Annotated in this window: 17 protein-coding genes; 1 reads left to right on the top strand and 16 read right to left on the bottom strand. The window is 72.3% G+C overall.

Annotated features, from left to right (window positions below; genetic code table 11):
• Positions 1–27: 27 nt before the first annotated feature.
• The 11 genes from lgt to hisI all read right to left on the bottom strand — a co-directional run bounded on the left by lgt (position 28) and on the right by hisI (position 9,396).
• On the bottom strand, positions 28–1,050 hold the full coding sequence (gene lgt, locus KUF83_RS40735) for a prolipoprotein diacylglyceryl transferase (RefSeq protein WP_217460165.1): 1,023 nt from the start codon (positions 1,048–1,050) through the stop codon (positions 28–30).
• Positions 1,051–1,178: 128 nt separating this feature from the next.
• Positions 1,179–1,952 carry a thioredoxin domain-containing protein gene (locus KUF83_RS40730; RefSeq protein ID WP_217460164.1) on the bottom strand — a complete coding sequence of 258 codons (774 nt, stop codon included), beginning with the start codon at positions 1,950–1,952 and terminating at the stop codon, positions 1,179–1,181.
• A 115-nt stretch (positions 1,953–2,067) separates the two neighbouring features.
• A complete protein-coding gene (trpA, locus tag KUF83_RS40725; protein WP_217460163.1) occupies positions 2,068–2,883 on the bottom strand; it encodes a tryptophan synthase subunit alpha in 816 nt (271 codons plus the stop codon).
• Positions 2,880–4,172: a tryptophan synthase subunit beta gene (trpB, locus tag KUF83_RS40720; RefSeq protein ID WP_217460162.1), complete on the bottom strand. Its 1,293-nt coding sequence runs from the start codon at positions 4,170–4,172 to the stop codon at positions 2,880–2,882. Before trpB ends, trpA begins: the two co-directional genes overlap by 4 nt.
• A 260-nt stretch (positions 4,173–4,432) precedes the next feature.
• On the bottom strand, positions 4,433–4,717 hold the full coding sequence (gene trpM / locus KUF83_RS40715) for a tryptophan biosynthesis modulator TrpM (protein WP_254645116.1): 285 nt from the start codon (positions 4,715–4,717) through the stop codon (positions 4,433–4,435).
• 8 nt (positions 4,718–4,725) lie between these two features.
• Positions 4,726–5,535 carry an indole-3-glycerol phosphate synthase TrpC gene (gene trpC, locus KUF83_RS40710; RefSeq protein ID WP_217460160.1) on the bottom strand — a complete coding sequence of 270 codons (810 nt, stop codon included), beginning with the start codon at positions 5,533–5,535 and terminating at the stop codon, positions 4,726–4,728.
• 167 nt (positions 5,536–5,702) lie between these two features.
• On the bottom strand, positions 5,703–6,146 hold the full coding sequence (locus tag KUF83_RS40705; RefSeq protein ID WP_217460159.1) for a DUF2752 domain-containing protein: 444 nt from the start codon (positions 6,144–6,146) through the stop codon (positions 5,703–5,705).
• A 124-nt stretch (positions 6,147–6,270) separates the two neighbouring features.
• Positions 6,271–6,504 (bottom strand): HGxxPAAW family protein, encoded by a 234-nt coding sequence (locus tag KUF83_RS40700; protein ID WP_217460158.1) that lies wholly within the window; start codon positions 6,502–6,504, stop codon positions 6,271–6,273.
• Positions 6,505–6,686: 182 nt separating this feature from the next.
• Positions 6,687–7,328, bottom strand: a complete 642-nt coding sequence (locus KUF83_RS40695) for a TIGR02234 family membrane protein (RefSeq protein WP_217460157.1) — start codon at positions 7,326–7,328, stop codon at positions 6,687–6,689.
• A 155-nt stretch (positions 7,329–7,483) separates the two neighbouring features.
• Positions 7,484–8,983, bottom strand: coding sequence for an anthranilate synthase component I (locus KUF83_RS40690; protein WP_217460156.1), 1,500 nt, complete (start codon positions 8,981–8,983; stop codon positions 7,484–7,486).
• 11 nt (positions 8,984–8,994) lie between these two features.
• Entirely contained in the window at positions 8,995–9,396 is a 402-nt protein-coding gene (gene hisI, locus KUF83_RS40685; protein ID WP_217460155.1) for a phosphoribosyl-AMP cyclohydrolase, read from the bottom strand.
• A gap of 170 nt (positions 9,397–9,566) precedes the next feature.
• Between hisI and KUF83_RS40680 the strand changes: the two genes are divergently transcribed.
• The gene (locus tag KUF83_RS40680) at positions 9,567–10,202 is read left to right on the top strand and encodes a TIGR03085 family metal-binding protein (RefSeq protein WP_217460154.1); all 636 of its coding nucleotides are present in this window, start codon (positions 9,567–9,569) and stop codon (positions 10,200–10,202) included.
• Positions 10,203–10,215: 13 nt separating this feature from the next.
• Here KUF83_RS40680 and KUF83_RS40675 read toward each other — a convergent pair whose 3' ends face one another.
• From KUF83_RS40675 to priA, 5 genes are all read right to left on the bottom strand, one after another.
• Complete coding sequence (locus KUF83_RS40675; RefSeq protein ID WP_308403396.1) at positions 10,216–11,529, bottom strand: MFS transporter; 1,314 nt, start codon at positions 11,527–11,529, stop codon at positions 10,216–10,218.
• Positions 11,530–11,573: 44 nt separating this feature from the next.
• Positions 11,574–12,161: a transcriptional regulator gene (locus KUF83_RS40670; protein WP_217460153.1), complete on the bottom strand. Its 588-nt coding sequence runs from the start codon at positions 12,159–12,161 to the stop codon at positions 11,574–11,576.
• A 138-nt stretch (positions 12,162–12,299) separates the two neighbouring features.
• Positions 12,300–13,055 carry an imidazole glycerol phosphate synthase subunit HisF gene (gene hisF, locus KUF83_RS40665; protein ID WP_217460152.1) on the bottom strand — a complete coding sequence of 252 codons (756 nt, stop codon included), beginning with the start codon at positions 13,053–13,055 and terminating at the stop codon, positions 12,300–12,302.
• Entirely contained in the window at positions 13,052–13,450 is a 399-nt protein-coding gene (locus tag KUF83_RS40660; protein WP_217460151.1) for a RidA family protein, read from the bottom strand. The genes hisF and KUF83_RS40660 overlap by 4 nt, the downstream gene beginning before the upstream one ends.
• Entirely contained in the window at positions 13,447–14,172 is a 726-nt protein-coding gene (gene priA / locus KUF83_RS40655) for a bifunctional 1-(5-phosphoribosyl)-5-((5-phosphoribosylamino)methylideneamino)imidazole-4-carboxamide isomerase/phosphoribosylanthranilate isomerase PriA (protein ID WP_217460150.1), read from the bottom strand. Before priA ends, KUF83_RS40660 begins: the two co-directional genes overlap by 4 nt.
• Between the last annotated feature and the right edge of the window lie 2 nt (positions 14,173–14,174).

Here is a 14,174-nt window from a genome sequence, read left to right as displayed (position 1 = left end):
GCGCCCCTGTCCACGTACTCGCTCAGGTCAGGACTTCTTCGCCGACCCGGCTTCGTCCTTCGTCGCGGCGGAATCCTCGGCGCCGTCGTCGGTCTTCTTGTCCCCGGGCTTCTCGTTCTCGGACTTCGCATCCCCGGACTTCGCATCCCCGGACTTCTCGTCCCCGGACTTCTCGTCCCCGGACTTCTTGTCCAGTTCCACCGCGGCTCCGTCGTCCGTGTCCCCGTCGGACGCGCCCGGCTCGACGACCTCTTCCCGGCCCGGCCTGCGCCGCGCCGACAGCACGATGTAGAGCACCGCGAGGAGGAAGACGACGATCGAGGTCCACTCGTTGAGACGCATCCCGAGGAAGTGGTGGGCCTCGTCGACCCGCATGGCCTCGATCCAGAAGCGGCCCGCGCAGTACGCCGCGACGTACAGGGCGAAGGCGCGGCCGTGGCCGAGCTTGAAGCGGCGGTCGGCCCAGATGACGAGGAGCGCGACACCGATGCACCACAGCGACTCGTACAGGAACGTCGGGTGGTAGTAGCCCGGCACCCGGCCGTCCGTCGAGGACGTGATGTGCAGCGCCCAGGGGAGGTCCGTCTCCCGCCCGTACAGCTCCTGGTTGAACCAGTTGCCCCAGCGGCCGATGGCCTGTGCGAGGGCGATGCCCGGGGCGAGGGCGTCGGCCCACGCCGGCAGCGGGATGCCACGGCTGCGGCAGCCGATCCAGGCACCCACCGCGCCGAAGGCGATGGCCCCCCAGATACCGAGGCCGCCCTCCCAGATCTTGAAGGCGTCGACCCAGTCCTGACCCTCGCTGAAGTACAGCTGGTAGTCAGTGATGACGTGGTACAGCCGCCCGCCGACGAGGCCGAACGGCACGGCCCACACGGCGACGTCCGCCACGGTGCCTGAACGGCCCCCGCGCGCGATCCACCGCTTGTTGCCGAGCCAGACGGCTACGAAGACGCCGATGATGATGCAGAACGCGTAGCCGCGCAGCGGAATGACGCCGAATAGTTCGTACACTCCGCGCGACGGGCTGGGGATGTAGGCAATTTCCATGGCGGAGTCGACGCTACCCTGCCGGGCGCCACGTACGGCAACCCGCCCGGGCTACGGGTCCATAACGAGACCGGCGGGACCGCTGGGGCCGGTGGTGCGCCCGTGCGGCCCCCCGCGGCCCGCCGCGCTCACGCCTTGTCGGCCTGCTGCACCATCTGCTTCAGCTTGGCCGGGGTCATCGTCTGGTCCTGGTAGATGTTCTTCCCGTTCAGCAGCACCGTCGGGGTGCCGCTGAAGTTGCCGCTCTGGAAGGCCTTGTGGGACTTGGCGACCCAGCTGTTGTGCGTGCCGTCCTCCACGCACTTCTTGAAGGGGTCGGTGGTCAGTCCGTCGACCTTGCCGGCCAGCTCGATCAGCTTGCTGTTCTTCGCGTACGCGTCGTCCGTCTCGGCGGGCTGGTTCTCGAAGAGCACGTCGTGGTACGCCGTGAACTTCCCGGCGTCCTGGGCGCAGGCCGCGGCGTTGGCTGCGTGCAGGGAGCCGCTGCCGCCCATGTTCCCGTCGATCAGGGTCGCGAGGTGGTACTCGACCTTCAGCTGTCCGGCGTCCGTCAGCTCGTGGATCGTCGAGCGGTAGGCGTCCTCGAAGCTCTTGCAGGCCGGGCAGCGGAAGTCCTCCCACACGGTGAGAGTGGACTTGGCGCTCTCCTTGCCCGCGGGGATGGCCAGGCTGTCGTCGCCGTTCGCCCCCGAGGGGGCCGTCAGCGGGCCCGCCGTGTCCGCCTCGTCCTTGCCGGAGTTCGCGGCCAGTACGCCGATCACCGCGGCCAGGCCGAGCACGGCGACGACTGCCCCGCCCACGACCAGTACGCGGCGGCGCTTCTCCGCGGCCTTCTGCTTGTCTCGCTCTTCCGCCAGCCGCTCGCGGGCGGTGCGCTTTCCCTCACGGTTCTTCTCGCTCACATCCCGCAGAACGAACCGGGGAGGCGCTCCGCGCCTCCCCGGCCTCAGGTCCACCCGTTCGAGTGAGCGGATTGTCCGTTACGTACGTGAACAGCCGTACGGCAACGAACGGTTGTCACTTCGTGCCGCGCACGCCCTTGGCGAGATCGGCCGCGAGAGCGCGTACGGCGTCCAGCCCGGCGGCCTCGTCCGGGGCGTCCAGCATCAGCTTCACGAAGGCCGAGCCGACGATGACGCCGTCGGCGAAGCCGGCCACCTCGGCGGCCTGCCGGGCGTTCGAGACGCCGAGGCCGACACAGACCGGGATGCCGGTGGTGGCCTTGGTGCGCCGGACGAGGTCCTGCGCCTGCGCGCCCACGGACTCCCGGGTGCCGGTGACGCCCATCAGTGAGGCCGCGTACACGAAGCCGGAGCCCGCCGCGGTGATCTCGGCGAGCCGGGCGTCCTTGCTGCTGGGGGCGACGACGAAGACGGTCGCGAGGCCGTGCTTCTCGGCGTGCTCCCTCCACAGCGCGGACTCCTGCACCGGGAGGTCGGGCAGGATGCAGCCGGCCCCGCCCGCTTCGGCCAGTTCGGCGGTGAAGCGCTCGACGCCGTAGCGGTCGATCGGGTTCCAGTACGTCATCACGAGGACGGGCTTGCCGGTCGCCTCGTACGCCTCGCGGACCGTGCGCATCACGTCCGCGATCCGGACGCCGCCGCGCAGGGCGATGTCGTCGGCGGTCTGGATGACCGGGCCGTCGAGGACGGGGTCGCTGTGCGGCAGCCCCACCTCGACGACGTCCGCGCCGCCCTCGAAGACGGCCTTGACGGCCGCGATCCCGCCGTCGACGGTCGGGAAGCCGGCCGGGAGGTACGCGATGAGAGCGGACCTGCCCTCGGCCTTCGCACCGGCGAGCGTGTCGCTCAACAGCTGGATGTTGCCGCTCACTTGGCGTCCCCCTCGATCTCGGCACGGTCGCTGTCGGCGTCCGCCTCGACGACGGCGTCGGCGCCCTCGTCGTACAGGCCGAAGTAGCGGGCGGCCGTGTCCATGTCCTTGTCCCCGCGGCCGGACAGGTTGACGACGATCAGCCCGTCCGGGCCGAGCTCCCTGCCGATCTCCATGGCTCCGGCGAGCGCGTGGGCGCTCTCGATCGCCGGGATGATGCCCTCGGTGCGGGAGAGCAGGCGCAGGGCCTGCATCGCAGCGTCGTCGGTCACGGCCCGGTACTCGCCGCGGCCGCTGTCCTTGAGGTAGGCGTGCTCGGGGCCGATGCCCGGGTAGTCGAGTCCGGCCGAGATCGAGTACGGCTCGGTGATCTGGCCCTCCTCGTCCTGGAGGACGTACGAGCGGGAGCCGTGCAGGATGCCCGGCTCGCCGGCCGTCAGCGTCGCCGCGTGCTCGCCGGTGTCGATGCCGTGCCCGGCGGGCTCGCAGCCGATCAGGCGGACGTCCGCGTCCGGGATGAAGGCGTGGAAGAGGCCGATGGCGTTCGAGCCGCCGCCGACGCAGGCGACGGCCGCGTCGGGGAGGCGGCCGGCACGCTCCAGGATCTGCCTCCGGGCCTCGACGCCGATGACGCGATGGAAGTCGCGGACCATGGCGGGGAAGGGGTGCGGGCCCGCGACCGTACCGAACAGGTAGTGGGTGCGGTCGACGTTGGCGACCCAGTCGCGGAACGCCTCGTTGATGGCGTCCTTCAGCGTGCGGCTGCCGGACTTCACGGCGATGACCTCGGCGCCGAGCATGCGCATCCGGGCCACGTTCAGGGCCTGGCGCTGGGTGTCGATCTCACCCATGTAGATGGTGCATTCGAGGCCGAACAGCGCGCAGGCGGTGGCCGTCGCGACGCCGTGCTGGCCCGCGCCGGTCTCGGCGATGACGCGGGTCTTGCCCATGCGCTTGGTGAGCAGGGCCTGCCCGAGCACGTTGTTGATCTTGTGGGAGCCGGTGTGGTTCAGGTCCTCGCGCTTGAGGAACACCCGGGCGCCACCCGCGTGTTCGGCGAAGCGCGACACCTCGGTGAGGGAGCTGGGGCGGCCGGTGTAGTGGACGAGCAGGTCGTCCAGTTCCCGGGCGAACGCGGGGTCGGACTTCGCCTTGTCGTACTCGACGGCGACCTCGTCCACGGCGGCGACCAGCGCCTCCGGGATGAACTTTCCGCCGAACGCGCCGAAGTACCCCTCGGCGCTGGGGACCTGACCCTCGGGGTCGGGAATGAAGAACTCGCTGGGCATGCGGTTACCTCGCTGGGGCGTGGCCCCGGTCTACAGGTCGGATGACGGTCACGTGTGCGCCGCGTCCGCCGGCGGTCCGTCTCCCCGGCCGCGGCGGTCGCAGTGCCGCCGGACCGCGCCGCGTGGTCGTCGCGGCGCGGAAGGAGTTCCCGGGCCCGAACGGGGCCGGGAACGAGCAGGAGAGAGTGGCACCCACCCGGCCGCGCGCGGAGAGCCCGCGCGACGGGGATCGGGTGGCGCCGAACCGGGGCCCGGCCCGGTCAGGAGACGGGGCGGAGTCCGTGGGCGGTGGTGGCGCGTACGCGCCGGCGCCATCGCATGCCGTTCACCTGGCCCGGCTCGTCGCCGATGACGTACCGCACCCGGCGCCCGTGCACCCGCCTGGCGGGCGCGCGGCAGCCGCGCGGACGGCAGCCGCGGGCGAGCCGGGCGTAGGGGCCGCGGGCCACCGAGGGCCCCGCGGCGGCGGACCGCACACACGCCGGACCACCGTCGGGGCGTGAGCCCGGACGGGTGGTCGCGGCGGGGGTACGGCCGGTGCGCATCCGGGGTGTCAGCCCCGTCCGTGCCGCAGCGCGGGGTGCGCGCCGGCGGCGACCAGGTCGGAGACGGCGGTGCGCGGGTCCCGGCCGGTGACCAGGGACTCGCCGACCAGTACGGCGTCGGCGCCGGCGTTCGCGTAGGCGATGAGGTCGTGCGGACCACGGACGCCGGACTCCGCGATCTTCACGATGTGGGCGGGGATCTCGGGTGCGACGCGCTCGAAGGTGCCGCGGTCGACCTTGAGGTCCTTGAGGTTGCGCGCGTTGACGCCGATGACCTTCGCGCCGGCGTCCACCGCCCGCTCGACCTCGTCCTCGTCGTGCACCTCGACGAGCGGGGTGAGTCCGATGGACTCGGCACGCTCGATGAGGGACTCCAGGGCGGGCTGGTCGAGCGCGGCCACGATGAGCAGCGCGAGGTCCGCGCCGTACGCCCGGGCCTCCCACAGCTGGTACGACGTGACGATGAAGTCCTTGCGCAGCACCGGGATGTCGACCTTGGCCCGCACGGCCTCCAGGTCGGCCAGCGATCCGCCGAAGCGGCGCTGCTCGGTGAGCACGGAGATGACGGACGCGCCGCCCGCCTCGTAGTCCGCGGCGAGGGCCGCGGGATCGGCGATCGCGGCGAGGGCGCCCTTGGACGGGCTGGAGCGCTTGACCTCGCAGATGACCTTGACGCCGTCGCCGCGCAGGGCCGCGACACCGTCCTTGGCTGCCGGAGCCTTCGCGGCGCGCTCCTTGAGCTCGTCGAGGCTGACGCGCGCCTGTCGCTCCGCGAGGTCGGCACGGACTCCGTCGATGATCTCGTCGAGCACACTCACGCGAGCGGCCCCCTTCCCTGACGGTTGGCACTTGCAGCGGTTCTGCTGTTGACCCCGGATCCGTCGCATCGGACGAAACCGGTGGTCACTGCGATGGTATCCGGAGGAGGGCTTAGGCCTCACATCCGGTTGACGGCGGTCCCACTACCTGGACATTCGTACATTGATCAAGGGTGGAGCCAGCCACCGAACGGCAGGTTCCGGACAACGGTGAAGACCAGCAACAACGCGCCCAGCGTCCACAGCAGGGACGGCCCCGGATCGACGCGCGTCGGCCGTCCACGGACCGAGCGGACCACCCAGACGGTCCACAGCGCGGCGAAGGCGGCGTAGCCGAGAACGGCGACCGCGTTGGCCCCGAGGGCGGCCCCGAAGTCCCCGTGCACCACGGCGTAGGCGCTGCGCAGCCCGCCGCAGCCGGGACAGTACAGGCCGGTGTACCGGAGCAGCGGGCAGGCGGGGTAGTGCCCCGGTTCGTTCGGGTCGACGGTCCCCACGTACGCGAAGGCGCCGACGACGGCCGCGAGGATCCCGCCGGGCACGGCGAGCCGGCGCGGCAGGGATCCGGGAGCGGGCGTCACCCTCTGGGAATCGGCGTTCACCCGTCGCATTGTGCCGCGCCGGGGTGGACCGCGCACCGGCCCGCGCCGGGACACACGGAGAAGGCGGCCCCGGCGTTCGAAGCCGGACCCGCCTCCCGTGATGCCGTGGAACCGTGCAGCCCTACGGGCGGGCTCAGCTCTCGGCGGACGCCACCTGGTGGGTCGGGTGGGTGCGCTTCGGCTGGCCGAGGCCCGCCGCGCGCATGGCCATGCCGACCACGCCACCGAGGACGACGATGACCATGCCGGCCCAGAAGCCCAGCGGGCTGGCCATCACCATGAAGGCACCGGAGACGCAGAAACCGATGAAGGCGATGATGACACCGGTCCAGGCGGCCGGGGTGTGACCGTGGCTGCTGCCCGCCATGACTTGCTCCTCGTTGCTGTGTGCGTATGTGAGTCGGACGCTCGCCGCCCATTGTTCCGTACCTGCGGGACCGCTCGGAGCCGGGGGTGCCACGCTCCCGCCGGGCGCGGGGGCCGCGCGGCCGGCCACCGCGGACCCGCCCGCGTCTCACGGCGGTTCCGGCGGACCGGGTGGCGGATCCGTCAGGCGCTGGTCGGGTCCTCGCCGCGGTCCAGGGCCTTCCAGATCTCCTCGGGTCGGTCGGGGTCCGCCGGGGCCCGGGTCCTGCGCACCCGCGGGGCGCCGTCGCGCTCGTACCGTCCCGACATGGCCGGCCACAGCCGTCCGTAGCGCAGGGCGAGGAGGCCGGCGAGGAGGAGCAGCAGACCGCCTGCGGCGGCCACGTACGGCCAGGCGGTGTGGGTCATGGTGTCAACGGTCGCCGCGGTGTCCCCGGTGGCCTGGGCGGCCTTCTCGTCGAGCGCGGAGCTGTCGGACACTCCGAGGAGCGCCGCGGCGATCGTGCCCGCGCCGGAGAGCGCGAGGAGTCCGGCGACCAGGAAGCGGCCGGCCCGGCGGACGGCGAAGACCGCGACGAGGGAGGCCAGTCCCACTATCGCCAGGGAGGCGGGGACGCCCGTGACGTCACTGCCCGAGGCGCTCAGCGGGAATGCGCCGCCTGCGACGGTCGCGGTGCCGTCCGACCAGCCACGGCGGGTGGCGAGCAGCACGACGGCCGCGCCGAGCGCGCCGGACACCAGGGCGAGGGCGAGGCTTCGGCGGCCGGACCGGGCGGGTCCGGGGGCTTCGGATCGGGGGTGCGGAACAGCAGTCACGTGCTCCACTATCGCCTGAACCCCGGGCGAACCGTCACCCGGGGCTCACGTGAGACGCGTCGCACTGGGCGCGTATGTCCGCTTCCGGGCGTCCGGAACCGGACGCGACGTGCCGTTCCCACCGGTGTGCGTCGTGCCCGGGGCCGGTGCGCGCCCTACTGGGCTTACTGGGCCAGCCGGTTGGCCGTGTGGACCGCGCGGAGGACCGCGGCGGCCTTGTTGCGGCACTCGGTGTCCTCGGCGACGGGGTCCGAGTCGGCGACGACTCCGGCGCCGGCCTGCACGTACGCCGTGCCGTCGCGGAGCAGGGCCGTGCGGATGGCGATGGCGGTGTCGGAGTCGCCCGCGAAGTCGAGGTAGCCGACGCAGCCGCCGTACAGGCCGCGCCGCGAGGGCTCCAGTTCGTCGATGATCTGCATGGCGCGGGGCTTGGGGGCGCCGGAGAGGGTGCCGGCGGGGAAGCAGGCCGTCAGTACGTCGAAGGCCGTACGGCCCTCGGCGACCCTGCCGGTCACGGTCGACACGATGTGCATGACGTGTGAGTAGCGCTCGATGGACATGAAGTCGACGACCTCCACGGAGCCTGGCTCGCAGACCCGCCCCAGGTCGTTGCGCCCCAGGTCGACGAGCATCAGGTGCTCGGCGCGCTCCTTGGGGTCGGCGATCAGCTCGTCGGCGAGGGCCTGGTCCTCCTGGACGGTGGCGCCGCGCGGCCGGGTGCCCGCGATGGGGTGCACCATCGCCTGGCCGTCCTCGACCTTGACCAGGGCCTCCGGGGAGGAGCCCACGACGTCGAAGCCGTCGAAGCGGAAGAGGTACATGTACGGGGAGGGGTTGGTGGCCCGCAGGACCCGGTAGACGTCCAGCGCGGAGGCCGTGCACGGCGTCTCGAAGCGCTGGGAGGGGACGACCTGGAAGGCCTCGCCGGCCCGGATGCGCTCCTTGATGTCGTCGACGGCGTCCTGGTAGTCGGGGCCGCCCCACAGCGCGGTGTACTCGGGCAGTTCGGACGGCGGGAGCGCGGCCGGGGGCTGCGAGACGGCCCGCGAGAGGTCGGCCTCCATGGCGTCGAGGCGGGCGACCGCGTCGGTGTACGCCTCGTCAACGCCCGTGTCGAGGTCGTTGTGGTTGATCGCGTTGGCGATCAGCAGGACCGTGCCGTCCCAGTGGTCCAGGACGGCCAGGTCGCTGGTGAGCAGCATGGTGAGCTCGGGCAGCTTCAGGTCGTCGCGCTCGCCGGGGCCGATCTTCTCCAGCCGGCGCACGATGTCGTAGCCGAGGTAGCCGACCATGCCGCCCGTGAAGGGGGGCAGCCCGGACAGGTCGGAGCCATGGGCGAGGTCGTGCGGCGTGTGGAGGGCCTCGATGGTGGCGCGCAGGGCCGCGAGGGGGTCGCCCTGCACGGGGACGCCGACGGGCGGGGTGCCCAGCCAGTGGGCCTGGCCGTCGCGCTCGGTGAGCGTGGCGGACGAGCGGACACCCACGAAGGAGTAGCGGGACCAGGTACGCCCGTTCTCGGCGGACTCCAGGAGGAAGGTGCCGGGGCGCTCCGCGGCGAGCTTGCGGTAGAGCGCGACGGGGGTGTCGCCGTCCGCGAGGAGCTTGCGGCTGACGGGGATGACTCGCCGGTCGGTGGCCAGCTTGCGGAACGTCTCTAGGTCCATGGCGGCTGACCTTACTGATCCACTGCCGGTGCGCCGGAATCGGCGTCCCCCAGCAGCACGTCGGCGTCGAAGCAGGTGCGGTCGCCGGTGTGGCAGGCGGCGCCGACCTGGTCGACCCTGACGAGCACGGTGTCGGCGTCGCAGTCGAGGGCGACGGACTTGACCCACTGGACGTGGCCGGAGGTGTCGCCCTTGACCCAGTACTCCTGGCGGCTGCGCGACCAGTACGTGCACCGGCCCGTCGTCAGGGTGCGATGCAGTGCCTCGTCGTCCATCCAGCCGAGCATCAGCACCTCGCCGGTGTCGTACTGCTGGGCGATGGCGGGAACGAGCCCGTCGGCGCCACGCCTGAGGCGGGCGGCGATCTCGGGGTCCAGGCCGCTGGGCCTGCTGGGCGTGGGCGTGCTGGTCATGCCGACCATTGTGCCGCGCCGGCCGGACGCGCCCGGACGCCGTCCACTGGATGAGAGGGGCGGTGCGCCGGAGGCCGGCCCTCCGCCATTTCGGCTCCAGGACGCCTTGACGAGGAGCCTGCGGCCGTGAGAACTGGGCGGACCGCGGGGGCGGTCGTAGGCTGGCAGGTATGTCGACCCATGCCAAGCGTGAACGACTTCTCTTCGCCGATCTGTTGGAGGCCGTGGGCCCGGAGGCCCCGACCCTCTGCGAGGGCTGGACCACCCGTGACCTCGCCGCCCACTCCGTGGTGCGCGAGCATCGCCCGGACGCCGCCGGCGGCATCCTGATCAAGCAGCTCGCGTCCCGTCTGGAGCGGGTGAGGCTGGAGTTCGCGGCGAAGCCGTACGAGGAGCTGATCCAGCTCATCCGTACGGGACCGCCGCGTTTCTCGCCGTTCTCCCTCAAGCAGATCGACGAGGCGTCGAACGCGATCGAGTTCTACGTCCACACCGAGGACGTACGCCGTGCCCGGCCCGACTGGGTTCCCCGCGTGATCGACCCGGTCTTCCAGGACGCCCTGTGGTCCCGTCTCGAACGGACGGCCCGGCTGATGGGCCGTGGCGCGCCCACCGGTCTGGTCCTGCGCCGCCCGGACGGCCAGACGGCCGTGGCCCACCGGGGCACCCCCGTGGTCACGGTCACCGGCGAACCCTCCGAGCTCGTCCTCTTCGCGAACGGCCGTCAGAGCGCGGCCGACGTGGAGCTGGAGGGCGACAAGGACGCGATCGCCAAGCTCCACGAGGCGAAGCAGCTGGGGCTGTAGCCGCGTCGGCCACCTATCGGGGAAGCTCCGCTCGCCGCAGCGGCCGGGAACACAGGCCGAAGATCCCGCCGAGGACGCACACGGCCGCGCTGGCCACGAAGACGGGACCGGTCCCCCAGAGGGCGATGCCCGCCCCGGTCACCGGGAACGTGAGCGGGGCGAGCCCGAGGCTGAACAGGCTCGACACGGAGGTCACCCGCCCCACGAACGCGGGATCGGACTCGGTCTGCACCAGCGCCCCGCTGAGGGCTCCGCTCAGTCCTGCGAGCAGCCCGAGGGCGAGCGCCGTGCCGAGGGCGGCGGCGACGGTCTGCGTGTACGCGAGCGCGCCGATGGCGACGGCCCCGGCGGTGATCGACACGGACAGCACCAGTCCGGCCCTCGGTATCCGCCCCCTCACGGTGAGCAGCAGGGAGGCAGTCCCGGCGCCGGCCCCGAATCCGGCCAGTACCCACCCCATCCCGGAGGCACCCCAGCCTCGCTCGTCCGCGAGGAGGATCAGTCCGACGTTCATCGGCCCGACGAAGCCGAGGTCGCTCAGTGCGATGACCACGATCAGCCGCGCCAGGACGGGGTTGCGCCGGATGTGGGCCAGCCCGTCGCGGAGCTCCTGTCCCGCGGGCGGGGCGGACGGCCCCCGGCCGGCGGCAGGCAGCCCCGGTCGGGCCGTCGGCCCGGGCTCCGCGGGCTGCGGGCTGTCGGCCGACCGGTCCTGGCGGCGCCCCGTCCGTACGGCCGTCAGCAACGGCAGTGACACCGCGAACAGCAGCGCCGCCGCACCGAAGGCCGCCGCCGCCCCGCCGAGCGCCACACCGAGACCGCCGGCCGGGGCGCCCACGACGTTGGCGAGACGGCTCGCCAGCCCGCGCATGCCCTGGACACGGGCGAGCTGTCCGCGGGTGGTGATGCGGGCCGGCATCGCCCCGAGCGCGGGCATGAGCACGGCGTCGACCACCCCGAAGACCAGCGCGAGCAGGCCGAGCAGCCACAGCCCGGGGCTGGTCACCAGCAGCACGGCGGCGACGGTGACGACCGCCGCGCACCGCACACCGCTGCCGGCGATCAGGACGCGACGGGGACCGAACCGGTCCGCGATCACTCCCCCGCCCAGCATGAGCAGGGCGCGCGGCGCGGCGCTCAGGGCCATCACGAGCCCGGCCTGCGAGGGGGTGCCGGACTGCACGGCGGCCCAGGACAGGGCCACGTAGTAGACGTTGTCGCCCATCGCCGAGGAGGCGTACGCGCCGAGCCAGCGCAGGACGTCGGGGTCACGGTGGGCGGGTCGCTCGCGGGACGCCGGTCCCGGTTTCACGGGGGTGATGGTCACGTCGGTGGCCTCTCTCAGTGCGCGGGCACGGGCCGGGCGAACTCTCAGGTGCGGAAGGGGAATCCGGTCACGTGCAGCGCCACGTTCTCGCGTCCCTCGGTCTCGCCGGCCGCCTCCGCCGCGCGCCCCTTCTCGTCGTACTTCTTGGCGAGGGCGAGCAACTCCTCGCTGAGCTCGGCCAGTTCGGCGGAGGTCAGCCGCAGCAGCGACTCGTTGTCCGGGGCCGCGGAGTTCCACTCGGGGCCCCAGGTGAGGCGTTCGTCGAGGTAGCGGCGGTACAGGTCGGTCCGCTGCTGGTGGAAGAGCCTGGTGGCGGCGAGATGGGCGGCCGCCTTCTCGGGTGCGTGCCTGAAGTCCTTGTCCCTGATGGTCACGCCCTGCGACGCGGGCTGCCACCAGCGCTCGCGGGCGTCGCCGCTCTGGGGCTCGGCCGCCTCGATCAGCCCGTGCTCGGCGAGCTTGCGCAGGTGGTAGCTGACCAGCGAGACCGCTTCGTCGACCTGCTCCGCGAGCTGGGAGGCGGTGGCCGTGCGAGCCACGCACAGTCCTCGGTACAGCTGCATCCGCAGGGGGTGGGCCAGGGCCTTGAGGGTGCCCAGGTCCGTGATCGGGAGGTTCTCCGTGCCGCTCATGACACCACCGTAGATACGAAGGAAAAGTTGCGCAACATAAATTGCGCAACTTCTCTTTCGTATCAGCGCGACGGAAAGCCCCGGCCGTCAGGCAGCCGGGGCTCACCGAGCACTTCTCACCAGGGCCTCACCGAGGCATCACCGCACCGGGTGGCCCGCCTCCCGCAGCGCCTGCTTGACCTGGCCGATCCGCAGGTCTCCGAAGTGGAAGACGGACGCGGCGAGCACGGCGTCCGCGCCCGCGGCGACGGCGGGCGGGAAGTCGTCGAGCCGGCCCGCGCCGCCGGAGGCGATGACCGGAACCGTGACGTGCCCCCGTACGGCCTCGATCATCTCGATGTCGTAGCCGTCCTTCGTGCCGTCCGCGTCCATGGAGTTGAGCAGGATCTCGCCCGCGCCCAGCTCGGCGGCCCGGTGCGCCCACTCCACGGCGTCGATGCCGGTCCCCTTGCGGCCACCGTGGGTGGTCACCTCGAAGGAGCCGGTGTCCGTCCTGCGCGCGTCCACCGACAGGACCAGCACCTGCCGTCCGAACCGCTCCGCGATCTCACGGATCAGGTCGGGGCGGGCGATGGCCGCGGTGTTCACACCGACCTTGTCCGCGCCCGCGCGCAGCAGCTTGTCGACGTCCTCGGCCGTACGGACGCCGCCGCCCACCGTCAGCGGGATGAAGACCTGCTCGGCGGTGCGGCGCACCACGTCGTACGTGGTCTCGCGGTTGCCGGAGGACGCGGTGATGTCCAGGAACGTCAGCTCGTCGGCGCCCTCGGCGTCGTACACCTTGGCCATCTCGACGGGGTCGCCCGCGTCGCGCAGGTTCTGGAAGTTGACGCCCTTGACGACCCGGCCGTTGTCGACGTCCAGGCAGGGGATGACTCGTACGGCCAGGGTCATGACGCGGGCGCCTCTCGGTACGCCTCCACCTCGACCTCGACCACCAGACCGGGGTCCACGAAACCGGAGACGATGATCATTGATGCCGCGGGCCGGACGGTGTCGAACAGCTCCTTGTGGGCGCGCCCGATGTCCTCCACGTCCCGGGCGTGCGTGAGGTACATACGCGTGCGGACGACGTGCTCGCGGCCGAGGCCCAGCTGCTTCAGGGCCGCCAGCGCGACGTTGAAGGAGTTGACCGCCTGCTCGTACGGGTCGCCCCCGACGATCTGGCCGTCCACCACGGAGGTGCAGCCGGCGACCAGGACCAGGCCGTTCGGCAGCTCCACCGCGCGGGAGTAGCCGAACGCCTCCTCCCAGGGGGCGCCCGTCGTGACGCGTCGTACGGCGCTCACGCGGACACCGCCGCCAGGGCCTCTTCCAGCGTGAACGCCTTCGCGTACAGGGCCTTTCCGACGATCGCGCCCTCGACACCGAGGGACACCAGCTCGGCGATGGCACGGAGGTCGTCCAGCGAGGACACACCTCCGGAGGCCACCACAGGGCGGTCGGTCGCCGCGCACACGTTCTTCAGGAGTTCCAGGTTCGGGCCCTGGAGGGTGCCGTCCTTGGCGATGTCCGTGACGACGTACCGCGCGCAGCCCTCCTTGTCGAGGCGCTCCAGCGTCTCGTAGAGGTCGCCGCCGTCACGGGTCCAGCCGCGGCCGCGCAGGGTGGTGCCCCGTACGTCGAGGCCGACCGCGATCTTGTCGCCGTGCTCGGCGATGATCCTGGCGACCCACTCGGGGGTCTCCAGGGCGGCGGTGCCGAGGTTCACGCGGGTGCAGCCGGTGGCGAGGGCCGCGGCGAGGGTGTCGTCGTCACGGATGCCGCCGGACAGCTCCACCTTGATGTCCATCGCCTTGGCGACCTCGGCGATCAGGGCGCGGTTGTCCCCCGTGCCGAACGCGGCGTCCAGGTCGACGAGGTGCAGCCACTCGGCGCCCGACCGCTGCCAGGCGAGGGCCGCCTCCAGAGGAGAGCCGTACGAGGTCTCCGTACCGGACTCGCCGTGGACGAGGCGGACCGCCTGACCGTCACGGACGTCGACGGCGGGGAGGAGTTCGAGCTTGGCCATGG

Origin of the sequence: Streptomyces sp. BV286 (genome assembly GCF_019090165.1) — a bacterium.
In the GTDB taxonomy this organism is placed as follows: domain Bacteria; phylum Actinomycetota; class Actinomycetes; order Streptomycetales; family Streptomycetaceae; genus Streptomyces.
This window is presented reverse-complemented; position numbering and strand designations above follow the sequence as displayed.

Excerpts from the sequence above, each read along its gene's own strand:
- KUF83_RS40680 (WP_217460154.1), top strand. The coding sequence starts at position 9,567 with ATGTCGACCCATGCCAAGCGTGAACGACTTCTCTTCGCCGATCTGTTG.
- KUF83_RS40700 (WP_217460158.1), bottom strand. The coding sequence starts at position 6,504 with ATGGCGGGCAGCAGCCACGGTCACACCCCGGCCGCCTGGACCGGTGTC.
- hisI (WP_217460155.1), bottom strand. The coding sequence starts at position 9,396 with ATGACCAGCACGCCCACGCCCAGCAGGCCCAGCGGCCTGGACCCCGAG.
- hisF (WP_217460152.1), bottom strand. The coding sequence starts at position 13,055 with ATGACCCTGGCCGTACGAGTCATCCCCTGCCTGGACGTCGACAACGGC.
- KUF83_RS40690 (WP_217460156.1), bottom strand. The coding sequence starts at position 8,983 with ATGGACCTAGAGACGTTCCGCAAGCTGGCCACCGACCGGCGAGTCATC.
- lgt (WP_217460165.1), bottom strand. The coding sequence starts at position 1,050 with ATGGAAATTGCCTACATCCCCAGCCCGTCGCGCGGAGTGTACGAACTA.
- trpM (WP_254645116.1), bottom strand. The coding sequence starts at position 4,717 with ATGCGCACCGGCCGTACCCCCGCCGCGACCACCCGTCCGGGCTCACGC.
- priA (WP_217460150.1), bottom strand. The coding sequence starts at position 14,172 with ATGGCCAAGCTCGAACTCCTCCCCGCCGTCGACGTCCGTGACGGTCAG.
- trpB (WP_217460162.1), bottom strand. The coding sequence starts at position 4,172 with ATGCCCAGCGAGTTCTTCATTCCCGACCCCGAGGGTCAGGTCCCCAGC.
- KUF83_RS40705 (WP_217460159.1), bottom strand. The coding sequence starts at position 6,146 with ATGCGACGGGTGAACGCCGATTCCCAGAGGGTGACGCCCGCTCCCGGA.
- KUF83_RS40670 (WP_217460153.1), bottom strand. The coding sequence starts at position 12,161 with ATGAGCGGCACGGAGAACCTCCCGATCACGGACCTGGGCACCCTCAAG.